Source organism: Mesorhizobium sp. GW821-FHT07A06, assembly GCF_059419085.1.
Map to the genome: position 1 here is coordinate 70,648 of NZ_JBWKRC010000002.1, position 24,407 is coordinate 95,054.

At 62.4% G+C, this 24,407-nt stretch carries 28 protein-coding genes and 1 tRNA gene; 9 read left to right on the forward strand and 20 right to left on the reverse strand.

Features of this window, described 5'->3' with window-relative positions; all coding sequences use genetic code 11:
- Positions 1 to 63: 63 nt before the first annotated feature.
- From blaOXA to AC07SZ_RS05770, 3 genes are all read right to left on the reverse strand, one after another.
- The gene (gene blaOXA, locus AC07SZ_RS05760; RefSeq protein ID WP_494913704.1) at positions 64 to 882 is read right to left on the reverse strand and encodes a class D beta-lactamase; all 819 of its coding nucleotides are present in this window, start codon (positions 880 to 882) and stop codon (positions 64 to 66) included.
- A 148-nt stretch (positions 883 to 1,030) separates the two neighbouring features.
- Positions 1,031 to 1,405 carry a membrane protein insertion efficiency factor YidD gene (yidD, locus tag AC07SZ_RS05765; RefSeq protein ID WP_056572280.1) on the reverse strand — a complete coding sequence of 125 codons (375 nt, stop codon included), beginning with the start codon at positions 1,403 to 1,405 and terminating at the stop codon, positions 1,031 to 1,033.
- 76 nt (positions 1,406 to 1,481) lie between these two features.
- Positions 1,482 to 1,640 (reverse strand): hypothetical protein, encoded by a 159-nt coding sequence (locus AC07SZ_RS05770; protein WP_081295123.1) that lies wholly within the window; start codon positions 1,638 to 1,640, stop codon positions 1,482 to 1,484.
- A 90-nt stretch (positions 1,641 to 1,730) separates the two neighbouring features.
- Here AC07SZ_RS05770 and AC07SZ_RS05775 point away from each other — a divergent pair, with 90 nt between their 5' ends.
- The gene (locus tag AC07SZ_RS05775) at positions 1,731 to 2,645 is read left to right on the forward strand and encodes a LysR substrate-binding domain-containing protein (RefSeq protein WP_056572282.1); all 915 of its coding nucleotides are present in this window, start codon (positions 1,731 to 1,733) and stop codon (positions 2,643 to 2,645) included.
- On the opposite strand, the gene AC07SZ_RS05780 is transcribed toward AC07SZ_RS05775, so the two are convergent.
- Entirely contained in the window at positions 2,642 to 3,088 is a 447-nt protein-coding gene (locus tag AC07SZ_RS05780; protein WP_056572283.1) for an iron-sulfur cluster assembly scaffold protein, read from the reverse strand. The genes AC07SZ_RS05775 and AC07SZ_RS05780 overlap by 4 nt on opposite strands.
- A 240-nt stretch (positions 3,089 to 3,328) precedes the next feature.
- Between AC07SZ_RS05780 and folE the strand changes: the two genes are divergently transcribed.
- The 3 genes from folE (at position 3,329) to AC07SZ_RS05795 (ending at position 5,584) form a co-directional block, all read left to right on the forward strand.
- Positions 3,329 to 3,964: a GTP cyclohydrolase I FolE gene (gene folE / locus AC07SZ_RS05785; RefSeq protein WP_172373574.1), complete on the forward strand. Its 636-nt coding sequence runs from the start codon at positions 3,329 to 3,331 to the stop codon at positions 3,962 to 3,964.
- A gap of 105 nt (positions 3,965 to 4,069) precedes the next feature.
- Positions 4,070 to 4,528 carry a phosphoribosyl-AMP cyclohydrolase gene (gene hisI / locus AC07SZ_RS05790; protein ID WP_056573393.1) on the forward strand — a complete coding sequence of 153 codons (459 nt, stop codon included), beginning with the start codon at positions 4,070 to 4,072 and terminating at the stop codon, positions 4,526 to 4,528.
- A gap of 84 nt (positions 4,529 to 4,612) precedes the next feature.
- The gene (locus AC07SZ_RS05795) at positions 4,613 to 5,584 is read left to right on the forward strand and encodes a patatin family protein (protein ID WP_056573396.1); all 972 of its coding nucleotides are present in this window, start codon (positions 4,613 to 4,615) and stop codon (positions 5,582 to 5,584) included.
- A 10-nt stretch (positions 5,585 to 5,594) separates the two neighbouring features.
- Here the strand turns inward: AC07SZ_RS05795 and recJ are convergent, their stop codons facing one another.
- From recJ to AC07SZ_RS05835, 8 genes are all read right to left on the reverse strand, one after another.
- Positions 5,595 to 7,376 (reverse strand): single-stranded-DNA-specific exonuclease RecJ, encoded by a 1,782-nt coding sequence (recJ, locus tag AC07SZ_RS05800; protein WP_494913706.1) that lies wholly within the window; start codon positions 7,374 to 7,376, stop codon positions 5,595 to 5,597.
- 191 nt (positions 7,377 to 7,567) lie between these two features.
- Positions 7,568 to 7,792, reverse strand: a complete 225-nt coding sequence (locus tag AC07SZ_RS05805; protein WP_172373572.1) for a DUF6434 domain-containing protein — start codon at positions 7,790 to 7,792, stop codon at positions 7,568 to 7,570.
- 131 nt (positions 7,793 to 7,923) lie between these two features.
- Entirely contained in the window at positions 7,924 to 8,907 is a 984-nt protein-coding gene (gene glpX / locus AC07SZ_RS05810) for a class II fructose-bisphosphatase (protein ID WP_056572286.1), read from the reverse strand.
- Positions 8,908 to 9,109: 202 nt separating this feature from the next.
- Complete coding sequence (locus AC07SZ_RS05815) at positions 9,110 to 9,277, reverse strand: Thivi_2564 family membrane protein (RefSeq protein ID WP_081295122.1); 168 nt, start codon at positions 9,275 to 9,277, stop codon at positions 9,110 to 9,112.
- 71 nt (positions 9,278 to 9,348) lie between these two features.
- The gene (locus tag AC07SZ_RS05820; protein WP_056572288.1) at positions 9,349 to 9,708 is read right to left on the reverse strand and encodes a hypothetical protein; all 360 of its coding nucleotides are present in this window, start codon (positions 9,706 to 9,708) and stop codon (positions 9,349 to 9,351) included.
- 89 nt (positions 9,709 to 9,797) lie between these two features.
- Positions 9,798 to 11,111 (reverse strand): homoserine dehydrogenase, encoded by a 1,314-nt coding sequence (locus tag AC07SZ_RS05825; protein WP_172373570.1) that lies wholly within the window; start codon positions 11,109 to 11,111, stop codon positions 9,798 to 9,800.
- A gap of 36 nt (positions 11,112 to 11,147) precedes the next feature.
- Complete coding sequence (locus tag AC07SZ_RS05830) at positions 11,148 to 12,365, reverse strand: LL-diaminopimelate aminotransferase (protein WP_056572292.1); 1,218 nt, start codon at positions 12,363 to 12,365, stop codon at positions 11,148 to 11,150.
- Positions 12,366 to 12,409: 44 nt separating this feature from the next.
- Positions 12,410 to 12,802: a hypothetical protein gene (locus AC07SZ_RS05835; protein ID WP_081295121.1), complete on the reverse strand. Its 393-nt coding sequence runs from the start codon at positions 12,800 to 12,802 to the stop codon at positions 12,410 to 12,412.
- Between the two features lie 98 nt (positions 12,803 to 12,900).
- Between AC07SZ_RS05835 and phaC the strand changes: the two genes are divergently transcribed.
- The 3 genes from phaC to AC07SZ_RS05850 all read left to right on the forward strand — a co-directional run bounded on the left by phaC (position 12,901) and on the right by AC07SZ_RS05850 (position 16,694).
- Entirely contained in the window at positions 12,901 to 14,736 is a 1,836-nt protein-coding gene (gene phaC, locus AC07SZ_RS05840) for a class I poly(R)-hydroxyalkanoic acid synthase (RefSeq protein WP_494913710.1), read from the forward strand.
- Positions 14,737 to 14,952: 216 nt separating this feature from the next.
- Positions 14,953 to 16,197 (forward strand): YcbK family protein, encoded by a 1,245-nt coding sequence (locus tag AC07SZ_RS05845; RefSeq protein WP_081295120.1) that lies wholly within the window; start codon positions 14,953 to 14,955, stop codon positions 16,195 to 16,197.
- Between the two features lie 422 nt (positions 16,198 to 16,619).
- A tRNA-Glu gene (locus tag AC07SZ_RS05850) sits at positions 16,620 to 16,694 on the forward strand.
- A gap of 482 nt (positions 16,695 to 17,176) precedes the next feature.
- Here AC07SZ_RS05850 and AC07SZ_RS05855 read toward each other — a convergent pair.
- Positions 17,177 to 17,455, reverse strand: coding sequence for a hypothetical protein (locus AC07SZ_RS05855; protein WP_494913712.1), 279 nt, complete (start codon positions 17,453 to 17,455; stop codon positions 17,177 to 17,179).
- A 740-nt stretch (positions 17,456 to 18,195) separates the two neighbouring features.
- Here AC07SZ_RS05855 and AC07SZ_RS05860 point away from each other — a divergent pair.
- Complete coding sequence (locus tag AC07SZ_RS05860) at positions 18,196 to 18,390, forward strand: hypothetical protein (protein ID WP_056572302.1); 195 nt, start codon at positions 18,196 to 18,198, stop codon at positions 18,388 to 18,390.
- A gap of 945 nt (positions 18,391 to 19,335) precedes the next feature.
- On the opposite strand, the gene AC07SZ_RS05865 is transcribed toward AC07SZ_RS05860, so the two are convergent.
- From AC07SZ_RS05865 to AC07SZ_RS05895, 7 genes are all read right to left on the reverse strand, one after another.
- Positions 19,336 to 19,740 carry a TadE/TadG family type IV pilus assembly protein gene (locus AC07SZ_RS05865; protein ID WP_056572310.1) on the reverse strand — a complete coding sequence of 135 codons (405 nt, stop codon included), beginning with the start codon at positions 19,738 to 19,740 and terminating at the stop codon, positions 19,336 to 19,338.
- Positions 19,730 to 20,170, reverse strand: a complete 441-nt coding sequence (locus AC07SZ_RS05870; protein ID WP_056572312.1) for a TadE/TadG family type IV pilus assembly protein — start codon at positions 20,168 to 20,170, stop codon at positions 19,730 to 19,732. Before AC07SZ_RS05870 ends, AC07SZ_RS05865 begins: the two co-directional genes overlap by 11 nt.
- A 6-nt stretch (positions 20,171 to 20,176) precedes the next feature.
- Positions 20,177 to 21,403 carry a pilus assembly protein TadG-related protein gene (locus tag AC07SZ_RS05875; RefSeq protein WP_494913715.1) on the reverse strand — a complete coding sequence of 409 codons (1,227 nt, stop codon included), beginning with the start codon at positions 21,401 to 21,403 and terminating at the stop codon, positions 20,177 to 20,179.
- Between the two features lie 257 nt (positions 21,404 to 21,660).
- On the reverse strand, positions 21,661 to 21,924 hold the full coding sequence (locus tag AC07SZ_RS05880; protein WP_056573404.1) for a DUF6074 family protein: 264 nt from the start codon (positions 21,922 to 21,924) through the stop codon (positions 21,661 to 21,663).
- Between the two features lie 162 nt (positions 21,925 to 22,086).
- Positions 22,087 to 22,383 (reverse strand): DUF982 domain-containing protein, encoded by a 297-nt coding sequence (locus AC07SZ_RS05885; RefSeq protein ID WP_172373564.1) that lies wholly within the window; start codon positions 22,381 to 22,383, stop codon positions 22,087 to 22,089.
- Positions 22,384 to 22,563: 180 nt separating this feature from the next.
- Positions 22,564 to 22,803: a hypothetical protein gene (locus tag AC07SZ_RS05890; protein ID WP_172373562.1), complete on the reverse strand. Its 240-nt coding sequence runs from the start codon at positions 22,801 to 22,803 to the stop codon at positions 22,564 to 22,566.
- A 109-nt stretch (positions 22,804 to 22,912) separates the two neighbouring features.
- Complete coding sequence (locus tag AC07SZ_RS05895) at positions 22,913 to 23,329, reverse strand: hypothetical protein (protein WP_494913717.1); 417 nt, start codon at positions 23,327 to 23,329, stop codon at positions 22,913 to 22,915.
- Positions 23,330 to 23,529: 200 nt separating this feature from the next.
- Between AC07SZ_RS05895 and map the strand changes: the two genes are divergently transcribed.
- Complete coding sequence (gene map / locus AC07SZ_RS05900) at positions 23,530 to 24,357, forward strand: type I methionyl aminopeptidase (RefSeq protein ID WP_056573408.1); 828 nt, start codon at positions 23,530 to 23,532, stop codon at positions 24,355 to 24,357.
- Positions 24,358 to 24,407 lie beyond the last annotated feature (50 nt).

Here is a 24,407-nt window from a genome sequence, read left to right on the forward strand (position 1 = left end):
TGGCCGGAGGCGTCCGGCGGCGGCAGTCTTTTATGAGCAGATGCCGCCGCCGTAAAGCCCAGCCTACTTGATCAGTTGCGGCAGATCCCTGAGGAACGCGGCCCGCGTCGCCAACCCTTTCGGCATATCAGTCCGATTGGCATCGACAACCAGCCGGGCGAACACGATCTGGCGTCCGTCCTTTCGGGCCCAACCGACAAACCAACCGAGCGAGCGCTTGTCCTTGCCGCCCACGCCGAGCCTCGTGCTGCCGGTCTTGCCCTGAACGGCCCAATCGCCGGCCTTGAAGCTTGGTATGATTGCGCGTGTCATCTCATGCGCCTTCGCCGACACCGGCATCTTGCCAGCGAGCAGCTGGCGCAGGAAGGCAACTTGTTCGACCGGCGTGATCTTGAGCGAGGAGTTGACCCAGGAACGCGTGAGCCCGTCATCCTTGCCGGGATTGCCTGAAACGTCGCCATTGCCATAGTTGAGCCTCGATACATAGCCGGCAAATTTCTCGCCGCCCAGCCGGCGGGTGATCTCCCGGGAATACCAGATAATCGAATCGCGTTCCCAGATCACCGGGTCGACAGTCTTCTGGTCACGCTTCACCGCATTGAATTCGGGTTTGTAATCCCAGGTCGGCGTGTGCTCATCGTTCAGGATACCGGCGTCGTAGCCGATCAGCGAAAGCGGTACCTTGAACGTCGAGGCCGGGCTGAAACGCTGATCGCAGGCCCCGTCCTGGTAAAGCGTCTTGCCGGTCGCCGCGTCGGCGATCAGCGTGCAGTGCACATCCCCAAGCGGCGCCGATTGCGCGCGCATCGGGAACCCCAGCAGCCAGGCGAGCAGGAACAGGACTCCAGCCAGGATAAAGGGAAGACGGTCGATGTTACGCATTGATGCTCGCTCCAGAAGGGTGTTCGCGAGCGGGCTTAGCGAGGTCTCTTGTCTCGATTTTGTCTCAAATGCGCAGTCTTTGTGCAGGCTTGCGTTAACCCTACCGGATCGTAAACGCCCAGAGGATGAACGGCCTTCAGCACTATCCTCAGTTGTTGGCTTTGCCGCCCTTTCTGCCTATCCACCAATAGCGCCAAGGCATGAACCAGACATAACGGTCCGCCAGCACTTCCGGAACCAAATCGACGCCGTGCGTGCCGAATGGGCCGCAGCGCAGCACGCGAAAAAGGCCCATCCAGCCACCGGCCCACAGGCCGTGGCGGGCGATCGCCTCATGCGCGTATTCCGAACAGGTCGGCAGATGCCGGCAGGAATTGCCGACAAAGCCGGATAGCGTCAGTTGGTAGAGGCGCACGAGCGACGTGCCGAAGAGACGGCCAGGCGTCTTGCGCCATGGGCCGGGCCAGTTGCGGCCGCGTCCCGGCGGCCTGGCAGTGTGGGCATGCCCATGCGGGTCGTGCACCGCAATCTCCGTATCGCGTTCTTCCCGCGATAGATGTGAGCTTCGCCGGGAGAACGCAATCCCCACCCCTTGTGCGTCATGGGCGGAAGCGGCGAAACGGCTGCCGGTCAACCGGAGGCACCCAGCGGTCGGGGCGGATCGGCTCCTGGCCACACTTTGTATGCAGCCTTTCGTCACGCCATTGGAACGTCGCGATCCGCATCACATCGCCGAAGATGTTCAGGAACTGGTTCATGGTCGGTCTCCTTTGACGCGATTAGACCGCCGCTGGCCTTGGCCTTCAAACGAGTATAATTTCCATTTCGGATAACCCTGGATTATGCGAATGAAGCGCGGGCGCCTGCCGTTGACGGCATTGAGGAGTTTCGAGGCGGCGGGGCGGCATCTGAGTTTCAGCCGGGCCGCCGAGGAACTTTTCGTCTCCCAGGCTGCGATCAGCCGGCAGATCCGCGAGCTCGAAACCTTCCTGCGCCAGCCTCTGTTCGAACGTCATCATCGCCGTGTCGGACTGACCGATACCGGTCGCCGGCTGCTTGCCCAACTGGTCAGAAGCTTCGACGATATCGACCGGCTGCTGTCGGAACTGGCAGCGGTCCCCGCGCAGTCCCTGGTCCGCGTCAGTGTAGAGCCGTCGCTTGCATCCGTATGGCTGGTGCCCCGGCTCAACCGATTCCGCCAATTGCGGCCCGATATCGACGTGTCCCTGGAAGTTGATCCAAGGCTGATCGATTTCCGCGGCGACCAGCCCGAACTTGCCTTGCGCTTCAGCGCCCATGCCACCTCGTGGCCTCGCAGCCAGGCCGAGCGGCTTGCCTCGACGGTCGATTCCCCGGTTCTGTCGCCGGTGCTGCTCGCCTCGGGCCCTGCCCTCGAGAAGCCGATCGACCTCGCCCGCTACACGCTCTTGCACGAGGAAAACCGCCAGGGCTGGGCGCGCTGGTTCGAGGCGGCCGGCGTGCCCGCCGACGCCGTGCCGGCGCGAGGTCCGATGCTGGCGGATGCCTCGCTGTCGAAGCAGGCCGCGCTGCTCGGACATGGCGTGGCGCTGGGTGATCTCTTGCAGATCGGCGGGGAAGTCGCGTCCGGAGCGCTGATCAAGCCGTTCGACATCGACGTTGCGTCTGGCGCCTACTGGCTGGTGGCCAGGAATCTGAAGGACCTTTCGGAACCGGCCGCCGCGTTCGCCGACTGGCTAAGAGCCGAGTTTGCCGAAAGCAGACACAAGCTGGAGCAAGCCTAAGCCGCTTCTTCGGCGCGCTTCTTCTCGATCTGGCCGATGGCGTCGACCACGGCGTCGAAGGTCAGCATGGTCGAGGCATGGCGCGCCTTGTAGTCGCGCACCGGTTCCAGATACCTCAGGTCGGCAAAGCGTCCTTGCGGTGGCTCGCCATTTTCCTTCAGCATCTTCAGCATGGTGTCGCGCACAGCGCGCAATTCCTCGGCACTCGCGCCGACAACGTGGCGCGCCATGATCGAGGACGACGCTTGGCCGAGCGCGCAGGCCTTCACGTCATGGGCGAAGTCGGTTACCACGCCGTCTTCCATCTTGAGGTCGACGGTAACGGTCGAACCGCACAGTTTGGAGTGCGCCTTGGCGGTCGCGTCCGGATGGTCGAGCCGGCCGATGCGTTCAATGTTTCCGGCAAAGCCGAGAATTTTCGCGTTATAGACGTCGTTGATCATTATTTTCCAATCCGTCGCCGCCAAGCGAACAGCGATTGCCGCTGCTGCGTCTTCCTTTCGCTCGCTACGACCTTATATAATGCTGGCAGTCCGGTAACGACAAGGCGATGAGCGCCGCGGTCCTGGCCGGGAAGTTCACGCCGCTTACGGGGCTGGAAACGGGGCGAGTTTCCGACACCGAAAGGTCGTGGTCCGTTCAACTCGTTCCTCCTTGGAGAGGAACTACGGGAGACGCCTTTTATGGATGCCGTCATCAAGAAATTCATGCCCCAGTCCGCTTACATGGAAAAGCCGATCACCGACCGGCCGAGCGAAGCCGAGGTCGAGGCCGCGGTGCGCACGCTGCTGCGCTGGACCGGCGACAATCCGGACCGCGAAGGGCTGATCGACACACCCAAGCGCGTAGCCAAGGCCTACCGCGAGATGTTCGGTGGCTACGACATGTGCCCGGCAGAGGAACTCGGCCGCACCTTCGAGGAGGTCGCAGGCTATGACGACCTCGTCATCGTCAAGGACATCCAGTTCCATTCGCATTGCGAACACCACATGGTGCCGATCATCGGCAAGGCGCATGTTGGTTACCTGCCGGACGGCAAGGTCGTCGGCCTGTCCAAGATCGCACGAGTCGTCGATATCTTCGCCCATCGGCTGCAGACGCAGGAAGCGCTGACCGCGCAGATCGCCGGCGTCATCCAGGACGTGCTCAACCCTCGCGGCGTCGCCGTGATGATCGAGGCCGAGCATATGTGCATGGCCATGCGCGGCATCCGCAAGCAGGGTTCCACCACGCTCACCTCCACCTTCACCGGCGTCTTCAAGGATACCCCCGAAGAGCAGGTTCGTTTTGTCACCATGGTGCGCGGCGGCGGGGCGTAAGCCCCGCACCGGCGTCGCCCAACCATGATCCCGGAAAACCGGTTTTCGCGGACAAGCGAAAACGTTTGTCCAGGGATCATGGTCAAACAGGAAAATGCACCGGCGATGTCGGCACTGGAATTTCCCGAAGCTCCGTCAGACAAAAAGGCCCTCGAAGAAGGCGCGGTGTTCTCGCCGCGCTTCGACGCGGCCGGTCTTGTCACGGTGGTCGTCACCGATGCCGAAGACGGCATGCTGCTGATGGTCGCCCATATGAATGCGCAAGCGCTCGCGCTGACATTGGAAACTGGGATCGCCCACTACTGGTCGCGCTCGCGTAACGCACTTTGGAAGAAGGGGGAAACCTCGGGCAATTTCCAGCATGTCGTCGAGATGCGCACCGACTGCGATCAGGATGCATTGTGGCTGCACGTGAAAGTGTTGGGCCACGACGCAACTTGTCACACCGGCCGGCGTTCATGCTTTTATCGGACGGTGGGGCTGGTCGACGGCAAGGGGACGCTTGTCGACGACGGCAGCAAACCGCTGTTCGATGCGGAAAAGACGTATCGGAAGCCTGTGTGAACCATTCCATATTCACAAACCACTCATGTTCACTATTCTCAAACATCCTTCTGATACAAAGGATGCGGGACAAGGGAGATCATGATGCTCGAGTGGGCGTCATTGCGTAACAGATCAGACGTTCGAGAAGCCAACGGCCTCTCCTCGTCCGGCGGCGCACCCCAACCAAGACCCGAAAAGAAGACAGGCATCTCACTGGCATTGGGTGGCGGCTGCGCCCGTGGCTGGGCCCATATCGGCGTGCTGCGTGCACTCGACGAAGCCGGCATCGAAGTGTCGATGATAGCCGGCACCTCCATCGGCGCGCTGGTTGGCGGCTGTTATCTCGCCGGCAAACTGGACGAACTGGAAGAGTTTGCACGCAGCCTGACCAAGCGTCGCATCTTTGGGCTGCTCGATCTCAATCTGCGCGGCAGCGGCCTGTTCGGCGGCATGAAGCTCGACGCCCGCCTGCGTGAGCATGTGGCAGGCGTTCGTTTCGAGGATCTGCCCAAGCCATTTGTCTGTGTCGCGTCGGAAATCCGCACCGGCCACGAAATCTGGGTGTCGAGCGGCTCGCTGATTACAGCCATGCGCGCGTCCTACGCACTGCCCGGCGTGTTCGAGCCGGTGAATTGCAACGGCCGGGTGCTGGTCGACGGCGCGCTGGTCAACCCGGTGCCGGTGTCGGTCTGCCGCGCCTACGAACAGCCCCTCGTCGTGGCGGTCAACCTTCACTACGACCTGTTCGGTCGCGCCGCGGTGATAAAGCACAGCGCCGGCGAACTGGTTGTCGAAAAGGACGCGCCGCGCGCCGGTCACCCGGACCCCGACCACCAGTCGCATCAGACCCGCCTCGGCATCACCGGCGTCATGGTCGAAGCCTTCAACATCATCCAGGACCGCATCTCGCGCGCCAGGCTTGCCGGCGATCCGCCCGACATGTCGCTCCAGCCCAAGCTCAGCCATATCGGCCTGACCGAGTTCCACCGTGCCGACGAGGCGATCCAGCTCGGCTACCAGGCGACGATGGCGCAGATCGGCGAACTGAGCCGGCTGCAGACGGTTTTGGCTTAGCCAGCCACCCTCACGCCCGCGCCGCGTCGATAATGCGAAACTGGACGGTGCGGTTGCCGTTCCAGTAGTTCCCCGACAGCGAGCCGGCGACATGCACCGTCTTGCCCCGGTTCTTGAACAGGAATTCGCCAAGTGCGGTGTCGACGGCGCGAAAGGCGATCCCCTGGATGCGGCCGCCGCTCTCCGACTGCAATTCGGCGCGGATATGGTTGGTGCCGACCGGGCGGGCGTCGGCCAGCCGATGGCGAGGCAGCGCGAAAACCGGTGCGACGTGGCCGGCGCCGAAGGGGCCGGCCCTTTCCAGCGCGTCGAGCAGGCTGAGCGTCGCGCCTTCGGCGGCAAGCGCACCGTCGATTGCCAGGCTTTCCTCGTCCTGCAGCCGAAACACGTCGGCCGCCGCGCGCTCCTCGAAAAACGCCCTGAGTTCACCGAGCCTGGCGCGCTCCACGGTGATACCGGCCGCCATGCCATGGCCGCCGCCCTTGACGATCAGCCCGGCATCGGCGGCCTCACGCACCAGCCGGCCGAGGTCGAAGCCCGACACGGAACGGCCCGAACCGGTACCGATGCCCACAGCGTTGAAGGCGATGGCGAAAGCCGGCCGCCGCGCATGATCCTTCAGTCGTGAAGCGAGCAAGCCGACAATGCCGGGATGCCAGTTGTTGCTGGCGGTGACGACGATGGCCGGGCCATTGCCGCCGGCAAGCTCGGCATCGGCTTCGGCGCGCGCTGCCGCAAGCATCTCCTGCTCCATCAGCTGCCGCTCCTGGTTCAACCGGTCCAGCGTCTCCGCGATGGTTCGCGCCTCGACCGGATCGTCTGTCGCAAGCAGCCGGCTGCCAAGGGCCGCATCGCCAATGCGCCCGCCGGCGTTGATGCGCGGCCCTATCAGATAGGCAAGATGAAAGGTGCCGATCGGTTCGCCGATGCGGGAAACCCGCGCCAATGCGGCAAGCCCTTCATTCTTCTGCTGGCGCGCCACTTGCAACCCCTTGACGACGAAGGCACGGTTGACGCCGGTCAGCGGCACCACGTCGCACACGGTGGCCAATGCGACGAGATCGAGCATGGAAAGCAGATCCGGTGGCGTGGTCTCGGTCAAGCCACGCAGGACCTTTGCGGTCTGCACCAGGGCAAGGAACACGACGCCGGCGGCGCAGAGATGACCCTGGCCGGAAAGATCGTCGTCGCGGTTTGGATTGACGACGGCAATAGCGGCCGGCAAGGCGCCACCGACCTGATGGTGGTCCAGCACCACGACATCGGCGCCGGCGACATTGGCCGCATCGACGGAAATGGCACTGTTGGTGCCGCAATCGACGGTGACGATCAGCGTCGCTCCGCGCGAGACGAGTTCGCGCATGGCATCGGGGTTGGGGCCGTAACCCTCGAAAATACGGTCCGGAATATAGATTTCCGACGGCACCGAGAAATGCGTCAGAAACCGCTTCAGCAAGGCTGACGAGGCCGCACCGTCGACATCGTAGTCGCCGAAGATCGCCACCTTTTCCCTCGCCATCACCGCCGCCGCGATGCGGGTGGCGGCCTTGTCCATGTCGGTCAGCGAGGCGGGATTCGGCAACAGGTCGCGGATCGTCGGATCGAGGAACCGCTCGGTCTGCTCGGCGGTAACACCGCGTCCGGCAAGAACGCGTGCGACAATGTCGGGCACGCCATGGCCTTGCGCGATGGCAAGCGCGATCATGTCCTGTCGTTCGGTCAGCCGATGCTCCCAGGAGAGACCGGTAGCCGACTGCCTGACATCGAGGAAGAGGCGCCTGTCGCCCATCATGCGCTTTGCCAACTCATAATTGGCCGCAGGATTATGCATGCCGCCCAAAAGTGCGCAGCGGTTTTGGGATGACGACATGCACAAACAACGGCCCAAAAAAGCGTCGCGTGAACACGACGGGCTTTAAGGCCAAAGGCGGGCAAAGCCAAGCGGTTCGCGGCGGTAGGCGTCGCAGGAGAATTCAAGAATAACTACGCTTTCCGCTTTTCAGCCTGGCGCCGGACCCATTCCTCGGCTGCATCCCCCATTGTCTTTTCCCAATCGTTCTTGAGCCAGGCCATGAAAGGCCGATCGAACCTGAACTTATCGCCGCATTCGCGGATGAAAAAGCGGCGCACATTCTGGGTGTTGCGATAGGACTTCGTGATGGGCGTGGCACGCGAAACCGGATCCGCGTGCCAGTCGAACGCTTTCATCCTCGGTCCTTGCGCGGCCAGGGTTCAGATGCAGCCAATGGCTAACAACTGCGGCGAGGCTTCGCAAGCAGGCTTAAAGCAATTCCAGGAAAAGTATGAAACCGTCCGGAATTGCGTCAAAACAAAGAACTCTAGAACTTATCCAGATCCTGGTGCCGGGCCTTGATCTCCCGCACGGTTCGCGACGACGACCGCAAGACGATCGTATGCGTGGTGATGTATGTGCCGCCGAACTTGACGCCGGCCAGCATATTGCCGTCGGTCACGCCGGTGGCCGCGAACAGCACATCACCGCGCGCCATGTCTTCGGCATGGTAGATCCGCTTCGGATCGGAGATGCCCATCTTCGCGGCGCGGGCGACCTTCTCCGGCGTATCGAGGATCAGCCGGCCCTGCATCTGGCCGCCGGTGCAGCGCAGTGCGGCCGCTGCCAGCACGCCCTCGGGCGCGCCGCCCGTGCCGAGATAGATATCGATACCGGTTTCGTCCGGATCCGTGGTGTGGATGACGCCGGCGACATCGCCGTCACCGATCAGCCGGATCGCGGCACCCGTGGCGCGCACGGCATCGATCAGTTTGGCGTGGCGCGGCCGGTCGAGGATGCAGGTGGTGATGTCGGACACCGCGACGCCCTTGGCCCGGGCCAGGCTGGCGATGTTTTCGGCCGGCGAAGCGTCGAGGTTGATGACGCCTTCGGCATAACCCGGACCAATGGCGATCTTGTCCATATAGACGTCGGGCGCGAACAGCAGACTGCCCTTCTCGGCGATCGCGATGACGGCAAGCGCGTTCGGGAGGTTCTTGGCACAGATCGTCGTTCCCTCGAGCGGATCAAGGGCGATATCGACGGCCGGGCCTTTGCCGGTGCCGACCTCCTCGCCAATATAGAGCATCGGCGCCTCGTCCCGTTCGCCCTCGCCGATCACCACCGTGCCCTTGATGGCAAGGCGGTTGAGCTCCTGGCGCATGGCGTCGACAGCGACCTGGTCAGCCGCCTTCTCGTCGCCGCGCCCACGCAGCCTGGCTGCCGCGACCGCGGCCCTTTCGGTGACGCGCACCAGTTCCATGGTGAGTATCCGGTCAAGGCCGGCGACAATGTTCTGGGCCACATTCATTTCGGCAAATCCTCGTTTGCATGCCACCTCCCGCCGGAGGCGGGCTTGTTTTGTCAAACGAGCATGACAACGGCAAGACCTGCCGCGAGTTTTATCGAAAGATAAGCAATATCAATCGATTGAACCTTATTGCGAACAAGATTGCGGCCCGGCTGGGAACAGCCGGGCCGCACTTGAAGACGCATGAAGATAACGCCGGGATCTAGAAAACCGCCAGGTATTTGAGCAACGAAATGATGCCGATGATGATGACGATAATCTGCACGATCTGCCGCATCCGGGCATCGAGAGGCAGGCGCTGCACAAGATAAAGAACAAGGATGATGACGAGGAATGTGATCAGAATGCCGATCAGCACGGATGAAGCCATGGTGCCCTCCTAAAATGATTACCTGAGAAACCGCGAAACGAACCGGCAGCGCCGGCTCGATGCCGGCGCGGTCAATACCAGCGGCGCGGGGTGTCGTTGTTCAACGACTGGCCGACGGCGATCCCGGCCAGAAAGCCGAGCAGGCCGATCACGCCGATCACGGCAGTCGTGGTGCCGGGATTTTCGCGCGCCACGTCCGAAACCGCCTGGGCCTGGCTGCGCAATTGCTGTGCTGTCCGCGAAGCACGCGCCGCGGCCGTCTCATACAAATCCGAAGCTTGCTCGCTGGCATCGTCGAGCATTTCCGCGCCCCGCGCTGAAATGCTCTTGTTGATCTTGGTGATCTCCTTGCGCAGTTCGGCGATCTGCTTTTCCAGCGTTTTCTGGATGTCGTCGATCTGAGGGGTATCGGATTTGTTGGTATCGGCCATGGAGTGGCTCCCTTGGTTGCTGACCAAGAGAACGGGGCCGGCACGGATTCGTTCCGGTTGATCGCGGCTGCGCGACGGTGGGGGCGGAGCTACCCTGCCCGCTCGATGCGGATGACCTGCGGCTTGTCGGTCAGGTGACCGTCCTTGGTGATGCCGTCGACGGCCTTGCGCACGGCGGCCTCGGTGGTCTCGTGGGTGACGAGGATCACCGTCTTCTGTGCCGCCGCCTCGCCGCTGACCGCATGCTGGACGATCGATTCCAGCGAAATATCGTTGTCGGCCATGCGCTTGGCGATCGCGGCGAACACGCCGATGCGGTCATGCACGGTCAGCCGGATGAAATAGCCGCCGGCATGGCTGCGCATCTGCGCCTTCTTGTAAGGCCTCAACTCCTTTGCCGGCCGACCAAAGACCGGCCCATGCTGGAAGCCCGGCCGGCTCTTGGCGATGTCGGCGATGTCGCCGATGACGGCCGAGGCGGTGGCGTTGCCGCCAGCGCCGGGGCCCGAAAGCAGCAGTTCGCCGAGGATGTCGGTCTCGATCGCCACCGCGTTGGTGACGCCATGCACCTGCGCGATGACGGAGGCGGTCGGCACCATGGTCGGATGCACGCGCTGCTCGATGCCGCTTTCGGTGCGCTGGGCAACGCCCAGCAGCTTGATCCTGTAGCCGAGGTCGCCGGCGGCACGGATGTCGGCCTGGGTGATGTTGGAAATGCCTTCCATATAGATGTCGTTGGCGGCGATCTTGGTGCCGAAGGCAAGGCTGGTCAGGATCGACAGCTTGTGCGCGGTGTCATGGCCTTCGATGTCGAAGGTCGGATCGGCCTCGGCGTAACCCAGCCGCTGCGCGTCCTTCAGGCAGGCATCAAACGAGATGCCCTCGGCCTCCATGCGGGTCAGGATGTAGTTGCACGTGCCGTTGAGAATGCCGAACACACGGGTGACCGAGTTGCCGGCCATCGCCTCGCGCATCGTCTTGATGACGGGAATGCCGCCCGCCACCGCCGCTTCGTAGTTGAGCAGCACGCCCTTCTTCTCGGCGATCTCGGCCAGCGCCACGCCATGCTTGGCGAGCAGGGCCTTGTTGGCGGTGACGACATGGCGGCCGGCTTCGAGCGCCGCCTTCACCGACAGGCGCGCCGGCCCTTCATCGCCGCCGATCAGTTCGATGAACACGTCGATCTCGGCGGTCTGCGCCATCTTGACCGGGTCGTCGAACCATCTTGCGGAACTGACATCGACGCCACGGTCGCGCTTCGGATCGCGCGCCGAAACCGCTGCGACGATGATGTCGCGCCCGCATTGCCGGGTCAGTTCCGCCGCCTTGTCGCGCAGCACACGTGCCACCGATGCACCGACCGTGCCGAGGCCGGCAATTCCAACACGCAGTGCTTCAGCCATGGAAGGCGACGTCCCTCAAATCAGATCGAATTTTGCTTACCGGTGAGCGGAGAGCGGCACCACATTGTTGGGCTGCTTGGCGCTGGTCGACAGGAAGCGCTTGATGTTGCGCGCCGCCTGGCGGATCCGGTGCTCGTTCTCCACCAGCGCCACGCGCACGAAATCGTCGCCATGTTCGCCGAAGCCGACACCGGGTGCCACCGCCACGTCGGCGTGCTCGATGAGCAGCTTGGAGAATTCGAGCGAGCCGAGATGCTTGAACGGCTCAGGGATCGGCGCCCAGGCGAACATCGAGGCAGCAGGGGCCGGAATGGTCCAGCCGGCACGGCCGAAGGCATCGACCATCACGTCACGGCGCCTGTGGTAGATGTCGCGCACCTCGGCGATATCGGCGCCGTCGCCATTGAGCGCATGGGCCGCCGCCACCTGGATCGGCGTGAAGGCGCCGTAGTCGAGATAGGACTTCACCCGCGTCAGCGCCGAGATCAGCCGTTCGTTGCCGACGGCAAAGCCCATGCGCCAGCCGGGCATGGAGAAGGTCTTCGACATCGAGGTGAATTCGACGCAGATGTCGATGGCACCCGGAACCTGCAGCACCGAAGGCGGCGGATTGCCGTCGAAATAAATCTCCGAATAGGCAAGGTCGGACAGGATGATGATGTCGTTCTTCTTCGCGAACGCCACCACGTCCTTGTAGAAATCGAGCGAAGCGACCAGCGCCGTCGGGTTCGACGGATAGTTGAGGATCAATGCCAGCGGCTTCGGGATCGAATGGCGAATGCCCCTCTCGACCGCCGGAATGAAGCCGTCATCGGGCTCGACCTGCAGCGAACGGATGACACCGCCCGACATGATGAAGCCGAAAGCGTGAATCGGATAGGTCGGATTGGGGCACAGGATGACGTCGCCGGGCGCGGTGATTGCCTGCGCCATGTTGGCGAAGCCTTCCTTCGAGCCGAGCGTGGCAACCACTTGCGTGTCGGGATTGAGCTTCACGCCGAAGCGGCGTTGATAATAGGCGGCCTGGGCGCGGCGCAGCCCCGGAATGCCGCGCGAGGAGGAATAGCGATGCGTGCGCGGATCGCGCACGACTTCGCACAATTTGTCGACGATGGCCTTCGGCGTCGGCAGGTCCGGATTGCCCATGCCAAGGTCGATGATGTCGGCGCCGCGCGAGCGCGCGCTGGCCTTGAGCCGGTTGACCTGCTCGAAAACGTAGGGCGGAAGGCGACGGACCTTGTGAAACTCTTCCATGGCGGTTCCAGACAGCAAAGGGGTATTGGGCGCGCGCTATATACTCATTTGCAGGTAGGGTCGAGGGTGGGATCGCATTTGCCTTCGATCTGCTTCAGCGTCTGGGGGCCGTGCTTCTTGGCCAGATCCGTCAGCGCCGCCTGATCGGTGACGGAGCCGCCGCCTCTTTTGGCACCCTGCCCGCTCTTGTCGGCCTTGAGTTCGGCGAGCTTGGCGTTCCGCTCGGCCTCGGTGAACTGCTTGTTCGCCACTTGCGGCGGGATGTTCAGGTTCGGAAAGGTGCCCGTGTCCTTCGGCCCCGCATTCTCGGCCATCGGCACCGGTCCGCTGGTATTCGTGCTCGAACATCCGGCGATCCCCACGAGGACGATCGCCACGCCGATGCGGCAAAAGCGTGCGGCACCAAAAAAAACAGTCTCGCCAATATTAATCGTCATATTGTTTCCTTGGCAGCCGAGGTAGAGCGAGATTGGACCCTGTCGGATGTCCCATGTTAATATGTCAAGAAAACGCTTCGGGAGGAACCCCGCGAACCATGTCCAAAACACCCGATTCGGGCAAAACGGAAGATGACGAGCCTTCGACCGTCGAGCAATATCTGGTGAAGGATCCGGAACGCTTCGCGTTGAACATGGCGCGCATGCTCGAACAGGCCGGCAAGGCGGCGTCCGCCTGGGCCGAGCCGCGCGAAAAAGGCGAAGTGCGCGACCACGTCGCCGAACCGGTCGTCGACATGGTCAAGACCTTCTCCAAGCTCAGCGAATACTGGCTTGCCGATCCGCAGCGCGCGCTCGAAGCGCAGACGCGGCTGTTCGCCGGCTATATGACCGTGTGGGCGAACGCCATTCAGCGTGTCAGCCCCAGCGCCGAGGGTGCCGACGATGCCGTCAAGCCGGAGCGCGGCGACAAGCGCTTCCAGGATCCGGAATGGGGCCGCAACGCCTTCTTCGATTTTCTCAAGCAGGCCTATCTCGTCACCTCGCGCTGGGCGTCCGAACTGGTCGAGCACGCCGAAGGTCTGGACGAGCACACCCGCCACAAGGCGAGCTTCTACGTCAAGCAGGTGTCCAACGCCATCTCGCCGTCGAATTTCATCCTGACCAATCCGGAACTGTTTCGCGAAACCGTCGCCTCCAACGGCGAGAACCTGGTGCGCGGCATGAAGATGCTGGCCGAGGACATCGCCGCCGGCAAGGGCGACCTGAAACTGCGCCAGGCCGACTATTCGCCCTTCGAGATCGGCCGCAACATCGCCACCACGCCCGGCAAGGTGGTTGGCCGCAGCGACGTCGCGGAGATCATCCAGTATGATCCATCCACCGAGACGGTGCTGAAACGGCCGCTGCTGATCTGCCCGCCCTGGATCAACAAGTTCTACATACTCGACCTCAACCCGCAGAAATCCTTCATCCGCTGGGCGATCGAGCAGGGCCATACCGTCTTCGTCATCTCCTGGATCAATCCCGACGAGCGCCACGGCGCCAAGAACTGGGAAGCCTATATAAGGGAAGGCCTGCAATACGGCCTCGACACGATCGAAAAGGCCACGGGCGAGCGCGACGTCAACGCGATCGGCTACTGCGTTGGTGGCACGCTGCTGGCGGCGGCATTGGCGCTGATGGCCAGCGAAGGCGACGACCGCGTCAAGTCGGCGACCTTCTTCACCACGCAGGTCGACTTCACCCATGCCGGCGACCTGAAAGTGTTCGTCGACGAGGAACAGGTCGCGGCGGTGGAAAAGTCGATGAACGAAAAGGGCTACCTCGACGGAACCAAGATGGCGACCGCCTTCAACATGCTGCGATCCGGTGACCTGATCTGGCCTTATGTCGTCAACAACTACATGCGCGGCAAGGATCCCCTGCCCTTCGACCTGCTCTACTGGAATGCCGATTCGACCCGTATGGCGGCGGCCAACCACTCCTTCTACCTGCGCAACTGCTATCTCGAGAACAATCTCTCGCGCGGCACGATGGAGTTGGCGGGCCGCACCGTCTCGCTCAGTGATGTCACCATCCCGATCTACAACCTCGCCTCGAAGGAAGATCACATCGCGCCGGCGCTGTCCGTCTTCGTCGGTTCGAAGTATTTCGGCGGCAAGGTCGACTATGTGATGGCCGGATCCGGCCACATAGCGGGTGTCGTCAATCCGCCCGCATCCAACAAGTACCAGTACTGGACCGGCGGCGCGCCGATCGGCGATTTCAACCAGTGGATAGCCACGGCTACCGAGCATCCCGGATCCTGGTGGCCGCACTGGCAAAGCTGGATAGAAGCCAAGGACAACACCCGCGTGCCTGCCCGCAAACCCGGCAAGCATATGAAAACCTTGGGGGATGCTCCGGGTACCTATGTCAAGGTGCGTGTGTAACGGACTGTAATGTCTGGTGAGTTGACGGCCTGCCAAAAGCGGGCGAAATGGTGTCGTCAACCGTCGAGCGGCCGTAATTCGGCAATCGCTGCAAAGATACTTTCGAGCTTGCGGATTTGACACAGGTCTCGTTTCCGGATCGGAGACAAAGGTCACCCTGGACTGCGGCGGCCAATGCTGCGCCAAGGAGTTACCGGCCGGGTATCGAGGGGGAATTTGACTTTGAAATCAGCAGGATGGAGCCTCGCAAAGGGAGAACGCCGCGCCATCGTGGCAGCGTTCTGCTCCGTGCTCCTGGCCTCCTGCACCTCGGCTGGCGACCCGACAATGTCGGTCGGAATGCCTGGCTACAATGCCTCTTCCTCGAACATCAATGCGGCCGCCACCGGCACGCCCATGGCCACCGCCGATTCGACATCGCAGACCACGACCACCCAGACGACCGTGATGAGCGAAGGTGACACGGCGCTTCCCGAAACGGTCGCTTACGTACCGATCGCCAAGCCCGAGATTGCCTTTCCACTGACAACGCCGGCCGGGGCTGAAACGATCGCGGGACAAACGCCACAGGCCCTGCAGCAGCCGGCCCAGACGGCGCAACAGACCGACGCGGTCGCCCAGAAGATCGCCGCCGCCGATGCCGAGGTGACGGCGCCGAAGCCTGCCGCGGCACCGGCGATGAACAATCCGGTCTATGTGACTGCGGGTGAGATGCCACAAGCCGAAGCACCGAAGAAACGGGGCTTCCTGGCCTCGATGTTCGGCGCCACGCCGGCTTCCGCGACCCCTGCTCCGCTCGTCAAAACACGCACGGGCGAACAGCCGGCCGTGCAGGCCAAGTCCGCGTCGGCACCGGCAAAGCCCATCATCACACTGGCCTCGGCCGACTCCACCGCAAAGCCGATACAGCTGGCTTCGACCGGCGACGAAGCCGGCCACATCACGGGTGGCGATGCGTTGCCCGGCGTGCGCCAGACGGCGCTGTTCGAGATCAAGCGCAAATCCGGCCTCGACGACGAAAGCGACGTCGACCTCAATGAGGACGAAGGCGGCAGTTATCAGGTAGCGTCCGCCGCCGGCATGGCCCGGCTCGCGCCCAACGGGCTGCTGAAGCAGAACGAAAGCGTTGATGTCGCCTGCCTGAAGCCGTCGCTGGTGCGCGTGCTGAAGACGATCGAAGGCCATTACGGCCGCAAGATGATGGTGACGTCAGGCTACCGCGACCCCGCCCGCAACCGCCGCGCCAACGGCGCCAAGAATTCGTTGCACATGTACTGCGCCGCCGCCGACATCCAGGTGCCCGGCGTCTCCAAATGGGAACTGGCGAACTACATCAGGACCATGCCCGGCCGTGGCGGCGTCGGCACCTACTGCCACACCGAATCGGTCCACGTCGACGTCGGCCCCGAGCGCGACTGGAACTGGCGCTGCCGCCGGCGCAGCGGTGGCGGCGACGGCTGAAGGGCGCGATTTCACGGGCCGGAGCGGCCAGGTCGTGCCGCAAATATCGTTTCAGCGGACAATTCTAGACTTTCGATATTGGCCTGAGCATTCCCAACCTCGCCAACCATGGGCTGAGCAGCAGCGAAGCTCCGTCGCGAAGACCCGGGGATCCATTCCGTGACTTGGTTGAAGCGTAGGGGCAGAATTCCGCACTGTTGCAACGCCTTGAAGTCGCGGCATGGATCCCAAGGGCTAGGCCGCGTCGCCTCGCTCCTCGCTCGGCCCTGGAATGACGAAGCGATGGGCGTTTCCGCTAGTCACCAAGCCGTGCAGCCGTGATGAAGCCCTGTGTTTCCAAAGGTCGGAAAAAAGTTGTCCAGGGCTGCACTTGACGGGTTGCCGGTTGCGCGCAACGCCAGTATAAGCCGCTTCGTCTGAGCGCGCCCATCGTCTAGCGGTTAGGACACCGCCCTTTCACGGCGGTAACAGGGGTTCGATTCCCCTTGGGCGTACCAGCGACTTCAAGCACTTAGCCAAAAACCTCCGTTCCCCGTCCAAAGTTTGGCCAGTGTCCGCGCCGAATCGCAGACCTGAAGCCAGCGGCCACCGTCGGCGGCAGTCATGATCCAAAAGCGTGGCCATCAGGTGTCAGTCTCGTCAGGCATCGCGGCGTGGATGAAGTCCACCCCGGAAATGGCCCAACCTGGCTGCAGGGCCGCCCCTTGGCTTTCAACGCGCCCTGACGGGCCTGTGGATATACGCGATCAAGATATCGGGCGAGCAGTACCTCACCACCTCTGATGCCGCCGGACAACCCGGCACTGCCATCCACCGGAGGAACCTCCGCGGTAGGCATGTTGCTTGGGCTCTGGCTATTCGGCGACATCATCCTCGGGTTGCTGGTTCGCCCTCTCCGCAGCGGCGCGGTCGCGTTCCAAAAGATCACGGAGGCTGACTGGAAGTAGGCGTTCCGCGCTACATCGCCCCGATCACTGCCTCAATGCTCGCTGGCGCCTGGCACCGTGCCGCGTCCTTCGTTCGCATGTTTCACCCACATCAGACAGAAGTGCATATTTTGCATGCGGCGCCTAAAGCGGAGGCCCAAATGGGCGGCTATAAGCCCTGGTGTGATGCTATTCACGACCATCAGGTCGAATGTTTCGCTTCGGAGAACGGTTTGACCGCGGACCTGGTCTGGGAGTTGATCCTCAAACACGGCAACAGCCGCAAGGCCGTGATCAAAGCTGCGCGGGGTTTGGAAGGTGATGTCAGACAACACGGCGGATCAGCACCCTGCTCCCCTGTGGAGCCGACGCCCCTCCTGGCGATACGTGGGCCGGCAAAAGCAATAGCCGGCTTGCCCAGAAGGAAGCCCCAAGTCAGCTAGGCCCCCACGTCAGCTAGGCCACAAGTCAGCTAGGCCACAAGTCGGCTAGGCCCCAAGTCGGCTAGGTCATGCGCCAGCAGTCCGTGATCGCACCATATCGCAGGCTCCTTGAATCGGTCATGCCGTTCATGCGGCGGACCTGATTGTCCGCTTGGCCGGCGTCCACCCCCACCCCAACGGTCCCCAACCGACGGGCGCCGGCCATTTTATCCCCTCCTTGGGTAGGCTCGCCGAGAAACCCCAACGAAATCTCAGCGAGCCAGCCGCCCTGGCATGAGGGACATAAACAGAGCGACCAATTGCTCTACGAGTCCGCTGTCCACAAAGTTGCTGGAAATCGTCATACCCTGGCAAGTTGAAGCCCGCGCCCCTCTGGCGGCGAAGGCGCGGGCCCGATCGGAGGCCCGATCTTCGGCAGGACGATGGAGGGCACCTACCTGCCGCACGGATCAACTTTTAGAGACAGCTAATGTTCCGCGTAAGGTGCGGTTGCAGGACCGCGCCGGCCCCGTGGTGTGCCACTGGAAAAACGCGACTTCCGTCGCTGTCGTGCATGGGGATTTCCTACGGCTCCGGCTTACGCTCGCCCGTTAACGCCTTGTTTGCCTGACGTCTGTTAGCTTCGGCGAATGGAAACAACCTTCGACGATCTCGGCAAGGCTCTGGAACGCAACCAGCACACGCCTGGAGCCAGCGTCGCTGTGGTCGCCGTGGCCGTCGCGATAGGCCTGGGTATTATCGTCGCTCTGGTCGGCGCTTCAACATCCGCTCCGCAAGTTCCTCACAATGTCGGCTTGTGGGGTGAGCAGCACGCCATAGGTTAGGGGCCGCACCAGCAACCGTCGTGGGTTGGTGAATGTTCTTGTTTCGAGGTTCGACCAGGCGAAAAGCGTCCCGTTTTGGGTCAGCTTGAGCTGGCATTGCAATTGCAACAGCGCAATGGCATGGCCTATAACAAACCGTCTTCCCCAGCTGTAGAAATCAGCCCGTCCTTAGGCGAGTGGGTTGTTAGGATCGTAGGAAGGGACGGCAACACCTATTCCAGAGCCTTCGAACGTGAGCCAGATGCCGTCGTCTTCGCTGAAGATCAGCGTTTGCGTCTGGGATTGAAATCTCCAACGCCCGACTAGCATGCCGAACTGGAGCCTTGCTTCAGGACTTTGTCCTCGCGGATTTGGCCGGGGTCAGAAAACCATCCCTTATCAGATCCAAGGCGTCGAGCGCGTCTTCATCCAACAAGTTTGTCAAGGGCACTCCGCCCACGCGCACAACCTTGTTGTTGTCTATGTCGTAGACCTCCCAGAGCCCATCCCTGACTCTCCGTATTGCGTGCCGTCGCTCCATAAGAGGTCTCTAATAAGCGACACATCGAAGCTCGTGCAAGAAAACTCGATCTACAGGCTGGAGTTAACGGTGGAAAACTGCTTGCCGCGACGACAAGGCTGAACGAAGCCCGCCCCAGACAGTCTTGCCCCCGTCCGAGGCGGGCTCGCTGGAGGCTGATAGAGGCAGCTTCCTGGCCTTGGCCCACGGGGATCAAAACCAAGGCAGATTCAGAACTTCACCAGGCGAAGAATGTTCCGGCGGCAGGATCGATCCATGCCCCTCGTTAACCGCTCGAAACCATCTTCTTGCGTCGGTGGTCGGCAGATGGGTTGAATCAATGGTGCCTTTTGGGGGTTCGCTTGTTCTGCTCATTGACCGATAGCGCCCGGGAACCCGAGCATGCCTGCGTCACTTGACTGCCAAAAACCTGCCAGCTGACACGCCTAGCCGCCAACCAGCGGCACGGTAACGGTGGTCGCGTAATTAATCGGGAAGGCGCTGAGGTAAGGGAAGTCGACGACGAAGGCATAGGTGGCGGTCAGATGCGCCATGCGGAAGCCGCCGCTCGCCGGGTCGATGGCTATCGTCACATTCACATCCTTCAAACCCAGGGCCTGCAATTTCTGCGTGGCGATGGATTGGATGTCGGCCTGGGTCAATGTGTTCTGAAGCTGCAGCGAGCGCGACGATGTCTCAAGCGTATAGCGAACGCTGGAAACCGAGTTCATCGACCAGCCGAAAGCGAAGATTCCGAACAGCAATATGATGAGGAATGGCGCGATCAGCGCGAACTCCAATGCCGCTCCACCCGATCGATCCCACTTGAAGGCGCTTGCCTTAACGGACACGGATCACCTCCAGGTGGCCGATAACGCTGGAAGTGGAAAAAACGCCGAAGGTGAAGGGCGGCGTCCAGGTGGCCGATGCCTGGATCTGAACATAGACCGATGGAACCTTCGGCCCACTGCACAGGGCGGAAGCGTCGACCACGGTCGTCCCGCACATATAGATTCGGCTTAGCGTGACCTGGCCGTCCGCCGGCCGCTTCTCCCAGCTCGAAATCGCAACGGCCTGCGTCGCCGTGTCATTGGTCGAGCCTTCCATGATCAGGTTCGCGGCGGTCTTCACGCCGGCGCGCATCGACAGCGAACTCGTCACATAGGACCAGCCGTCGATGATGCCGAGCAGCGCCGCGCACAGGAAGGGCAGGATCATGGCGAACTCGACCGCCGCGACACCCGAACGGTCGCCAAGAATCGGCTTTGATCGGCGTTCCACGGGAGGCTACTCGACCAATGCCACGGACTGCGCGGCCGGAATGTCGCGCATCCCGAGGCTGGTGCAATCCTGATTGATGGTTGAATTGCCTGACCATTGTATCGTATCGGCGACGACTTGGGTGCAGCCGCCGTTGCCCGAGAAATTGCCGAGATAGCTGACCTGCTGTCTTGGGAAGTAGATGGCCCCAGTCAGCAGCGAGTCGGCTGTGCCGTTGAATGTGCTGGATGCACTGCTGCCGGCCCTGTCGCCATAGAACAGAACACCTGAATAGGCGCCCGAAGTCGGCGCGCTGAGCTGCACGGAGGCATTGCCATTCATGCTGACCGTCGAGCTGCCTGACATGAAGATGGTCACCCCGCTGCCGGTGACGGAAGCGTTGGCGTTTATCTTGAGATTGCCCTGAACGACATAGACGCCCGGCTGGAGGGTAACGCTGCCGCTAAGGCTGAGTCCGCCGCAGTAGGTGCCGGGTTTCAGCGTCGATTTGTTGGTGTTCTGGCAGGGATTTGAAGCCGCCGGGGTCGGCAGGTCGGCGAATGGATCGGCGACAGGCAGCGCCTGGGTGATCGGGGCTGGGCAAACGGTGGTGACCGGATTGCTCAGTGAAACGCCGCCCGCCGATATCAGGCAATCGACCTGCAGTGCCGCCGAGCCCTGGAGCTTGATGGCGTCCGAAGCATTTGAATTCGACATCACCACGCAGCCGGTGACCTTCACGCTGGTATTGCCGGAAAACAGTACAGCCTGCGAGGCGGTCGGATCCAGCGCGGTCATGCAGGACTTCGAGGCATTGGTTATAAGGGCCACCGCCCTCGCCTGTTCAGGCACCTGGCCCTGCGTGAAGATCGAGGTGAACATCCGGTCGAGCTTCTGGCCGACGATGACCTCGACCGCTTTCTTCGCCGTATTTGGTCCGGACACTGGCGGCGTATTGACGACGATGGTGCCCGAGCCCAACCCATTCGACGCGGCCGATTGTGTCGCGGCCGCGACGATCGTCGGCTTGTCGGACCCTGAGATCTGTTCAAGCGCGCCGGCATAGGCGGCGGCATCGGCCGTGGCCTGCAGTCTCAAGCTGTTGTAGTACCAGTAGGAGGTCTCCACGCCGAAGCCGGCGGCGCCGACAACGATCGGCAGGCTGAGGGCGAAGATAGTGGCAACATTGGCCCTGGTACTCCGGCGTATACCGGTCGCCATGAGCCGAATTCGAGTGAAGCAGCTGGAAGCCATAGTTTAATTAGAAAGCACGCATATATGAACGAACGGCTAAGAAGTTCGGTTCATTTTTGATCACGGCTTCGATCGGCTTCAAACAGCCGGCGCTTTGCTGACCGGTGCGCGGAAGACGGCGATGCCGTTCCTGACGGCACGGGAGCGCTCCAGCGACAAATGACGCCGATTGCAGGATACGCTGGGCAGCTCCGGCGAATGGAAGCGATCCAACTCATTTGGATGCGGTCAAATCCAGAGCGCCGGCAGTCTTGGCTTCAGGCGGAAAGGACGGGCACCGGCTCTGAGGCCACTCCAGCCGACAACTCTTTCTGTACGGCCAGAAAAAATCTGCGGACTTCGTCACCGGCGGTGGCTCTGTCCCTGCCCGATCCGACAACGAGGTCAAGCAGTTCCGCTGCCTTGGCCCTCCAGAACGAGGCCGCGGTCTCGCCATGCAGATTGTCGAGCTTGGCCGCAACTTCTCTGACCAGGAATAACTGACGGTCGATCGGGAACGCACGGATTTTTTCTGCAGACATCTTCCGAACCATGAGACTGACGCAACGAATCAACATTGCTGAACAGGCAATGGCGTAGCCGCGAAGGTGGAAACGGAAGCTTAACGACGCTATTGATGGATATCCGCGGCACGAGACAGTGCACTCGAGCCGAGCCGGCTATCGAGGCAAGCGCATCTGCCCTCAGGCCTGCAGCGCCCTCGCCTCGCCGCCGCGCTTGCGCGGCGCCATCATGTCGCCGGCCATCAGTCCGGTAACGCGGCAGAACGCCATGAATGCCCGGCAGGCATCCTCGGTCTTGACCACGTCCACCGTGGCGCCAAAGCAGGCGTTGAAGGCTTTCTGATACACCGGTCCCTGCCGGCGCGCCGGCCAGTCCTGGAGAAAATCCAACGCCTGCTCGACGCTGTAAATCTCCTCGACCGGCAAGCCAGGCCCTGGCGCGATGCGCACCGGCACCTCGAACTGCAATCTGTCCATCCGAAATCTCCCGAACTGGCGTCGCCCAGCAACGCCGTCCGTCGTCAAAAGTTGCTTTGACCGGTTTGTGCCACGGAAATGTGTCGTCACTGCGGAAGCGGCCGCCTTTGCTGCAAAGGCGAGGAAAGTTCTGCCGGCACCAGGATGCCCGGCAGAACGTTCCGATCCGACGGGCGCAATTCACTGGTTGGCGGGGTCGGTCTCGGCGTCGAAGGCCATGCGCACCACCATCACCAGAATATAGGCCGACGGCAAGGCGAACAGGGCACCGAGCACGAGCGCTCCGGTTCCCGACAGATAGAGCGTCTCGGCGATCGCCCAGTAAACGGTTCCGATACAGATGAACGCCTGAACGGACAAAAATGAAGCAGCCGAGGCCGCACGCGACAGGCTTTTGAATGTCTTGATACGTTGTTGCATTGCGATGATCCGGAAATAACGCACCGCGCCACCAGTGCGCGGCTATGGCCGGCGCACGGATCGCGGACGCGAATGGCTTGGTATGATGGCGAACGCGGTCTTGGACCGCTCAGGCTTGCGCGAACGGCGGCGCGCGCGGCTGATTGGTGCTGGTGCACGGAGCCGAGACGGTCCCATGGCCGGCGACGACCACTGCCGGCGACGTCGGGGCGAGCCAAAGGAAAACAGTTTCTGGAGCTGGTAACGCCGGATGGCCGCCCGCGAACTTGGCCAGCACCGGCCTGGCGGTGCGAACCTCAACGGCCTGTGCCTTGTTGGTGACGCGCAGCAGCGCGGCGGCTTCGCCCGACCGTTCGACGCCAACGCTGGCGCTGCCCTGGGCGGGGTCGGCGAAAGTTGGGACATCCGGCCGGCCGAGGCACAGCATCGCCAGCAGCACAAGGCCCATCAGACATGAGCAGGCTGCCGTCAGCGGCGCTTCAAGCGATCGGGCGCGCTTCAGGGCTGGTCGCGATCTCCAAAACATCGTTCCGCCCTAGCGCACGATGACCGGAAAGGAAAGCAAACCGTGAAAAACCGGCAAAAGACCGCGCCGACGCGACGAATATCCCGCCGGTTCGGATTGCATCAGGCAGTTCTTCCTTGAACCTTTTGCCCCCAAGTGCCAAATCTGGTGTGATTTTCACGCTGGCACACCTGCAGCGCCCCACCTTCCACACGGACAAAATGGTCACCTATCTCGACGCCGCCACCGCCCCCCTCAGAAACACCGGCCAGATCCGCCTCTATGGCGAGGACGGTTTTGCCGGCATGCGCAAGGCATGCGACCTCACCGCGCGTTGCCTCGACGAGCTGGTGCCCATGGTCGCGCCCGGCGTCACCACCGATGCCATCGACCGTTTCGTCTTCGAGTTCGGCATGGATCACGGCGCGCTGCCGGCGACGCTCAACTATCGCGGCTACACGAAGTCGTCCTGCACCTCGATCAACCATGTCGTCTGCCATGGCATTCCCGACAACAAGCCTTTGAAGGACGGCGACATCGTCAACATCGACGTCACCTACATTCTCGATGGCTGGCATGGCGATTCCTCGCGCATGTATCCGGTCGGCACCATCAAGCGCGCCGCCGAACGGCTGCTCGAAGTCACCCATGAATGCCTGATGCGCGGCATCGCCGCGGTCAGACCCGGGGCTCGCACCGGCGCCATCGGCGCCGCCATCCAGACCTACGCCGAGGCGGAGCGCTGCTCGGTGGTGCGCGACTTCTGCGGCCACGGCGTCGGCCAGCTGTTCCACGACGCCCCGAACATCCTGCACTATGGCAACGTCAATGAAGGCGTGGAAATGCGGCCCGGCATGATCTTCACCATCGAGCCGATGATCAATCTCGGCCGGCCGCATGTGAAGGTGCTGTCGGACGGTTGGACGGCGGTAACCCGCGACCGCTCTCTGTCGGCGCAGTACGAGCACACGATCGGCGTGACCGACGCCGGCTGCGAGATTTTCACGCTCTCGCCCAACAAGCTCGACCGCCCCGGCCTGCCGGCCTGATTTTTTGACCGTCGGGCGACTGCTGCGCCCGATCGATTGCCGGATGCGGG

What these genes read in the sequence shown, in the direction of transcription:
- blaOXA (WP_494913704.1), bottom strand. Translation starts at nt 882, where the DNA reads ATGCGTAACATCGACCGTCTTCCCTTTATCCTGGCTGGAGTCCTGTTC.
- AC07SZ_RS05770 (WP_081295123.1), bottom strand. Translation starts at nt 1,640, where the DNA reads ATGAACCAGTTCCTGAACATCTTCGGCGATGTGATGCGGATCGCGACG.
- AC07SZ_RS05775 (WP_056572282.1), top strand. Translation starts at nt 1,731, where the DNA reads ATGAAGCGCGGGCGCCTGCCGTTGACGGCATTGAGGAGTTTCGAGGCG.
- AC07SZ_RS05780 (WP_056572283.1), bottom strand. Translation starts at nt 3,088, where the DNA reads ATGATCAACGACGTCTATAACGCGAAAATTCTCGGCTTTGCCGGAAAC.
- folE (WP_172373574.1), top strand. Translation starts at nt 3,329, where the DNA reads ATGGATGCCGTCATCAAGAAATTCATGCCCCAGTCCGCTTACATGGAA.
- hisI (WP_056573393.1), top strand. Translation starts at nt 4,070, where the DNA reads ATGTCGGCACTGGAATTTCCCGAAGCTCCGTCAGACAAAAAGGCCCTC.
- AC07SZ_RS05795 (WP_056573396.1), top strand. Translation starts at nt 4,613, where the DNA reads ATGCTCGAGTGGGCGTCATTGCGTAACAGATCAGACGTTCGAGAAGCC.
- recJ (WP_494913706.1), bottom strand. Translation starts at nt 7,376, where the DNA reads ATGATGGGCGACAGGCGCCTCTTCCTCGATGTCAGGCAGTCGGCTACC.
- AC07SZ_RS05805 (WP_172373572.1), bottom strand. Translation starts at nt 7,792, where the DNA reads ATGAAAGCGTTCGACTGGCACGCGGATCCGGTTTCGCGTGCCACGCCC.
- glpX (WP_056572286.1), bottom strand. Translation starts at nt 8,907, where the DNA reads ATGAATGTGGCCCAGAACATTGTCGCCGGCCTTGACCGGATACTCACC.
- AC07SZ_RS05815 (WP_081295122.1), bottom strand. Translation starts at nt 9,277, where the DNA reads ATGGCTTCATCCGTGCTGATCGGCATTCTGATCACATTCCTCGTCATC.
- AC07SZ_RS05820 (WP_056572288.1), bottom strand. Translation starts at nt 9,708, where the DNA reads ATGGCCGATACCAACAAATCCGATACCCCTCAGATCGACGACATCCAG.
- AC07SZ_RS05825 (WP_172373570.1), bottom strand. Translation starts at nt 11,111, where the DNA reads ATGGCTGAAGCACTGCGTGTTGGAATTGCCGGCCTCGGCACGGTCGGT.
- AC07SZ_RS05830 (WP_056572292.1), bottom strand. Translation starts at nt 12,365, where the DNA reads ATGGAAGAGTTTCACAAGGTCCGTCGCCTTCCGCCCTACGTTTTCGAG.
- AC07SZ_RS05835 (WP_081295121.1), bottom strand. Translation starts at nt 12,802, where the DNA reads ATGACGATTAATATTGGCGAGACTGTTTTTTTTGGTGCCGCACGCTTT.
- phaC (WP_494913710.1), top strand. Translation starts at nt 12,901, where the DNA reads ATGTCCAAAACACCCGATTCGGGCAAAACGGAAGATGACGAGCCTTCG.
- AC07SZ_RS05860 (WP_056572302.1), top strand. Translation starts at nt 18,196, where the DNA reads ATGGAAACAACCTTCGACGATCTCGGCAAGGCTCTGGAACGCAACCAG.
- AC07SZ_RS05875 (WP_494913715.1), bottom strand. Translation starts at nt 21,403, where the DNA reads ATGGCTTCCAGCTGCTTCACTCGAATTCGGCTCATGGCGACCGGTATA.
- AC07SZ_RS05880 (WP_056573404.1), bottom strand. Translation starts at nt 21,924, where the DNA reads ATGTCTGCAGAAAAAATCCGTGCGTTCCCGATCGACCGTCAGTTATTC.
- AC07SZ_RS05885 (WP_172373564.1), bottom strand. Translation starts at nt 22,383, where the DNA reads ATGGACAGATTGCAGTTCGAGGTGCCGGTGCGCATCGCGCCAGGGCCT.
- AC07SZ_RS05890 (WP_172373562.1), bottom strand. Translation starts at nt 22,803, where the DNA reads ATGCAACAACGTATCAAGACATTCAAAAGCCTGTCGCGTGCGGCCTCG.
- AC07SZ_RS05895 (WP_494913717.1), bottom strand. Translation starts at nt 23,329, where the DNA reads ATGTTTTGGAGATCGCGACCAGCCCTGAAGCGCGCCCGATCGCTTGAA.
- map (WP_056573408.1), top strand. Translation starts at nt 23,530, where the DNA reads ATGGTCACCTATCTCGACGCCGCCACCGCCCCCCTCAGAAACACCGGC.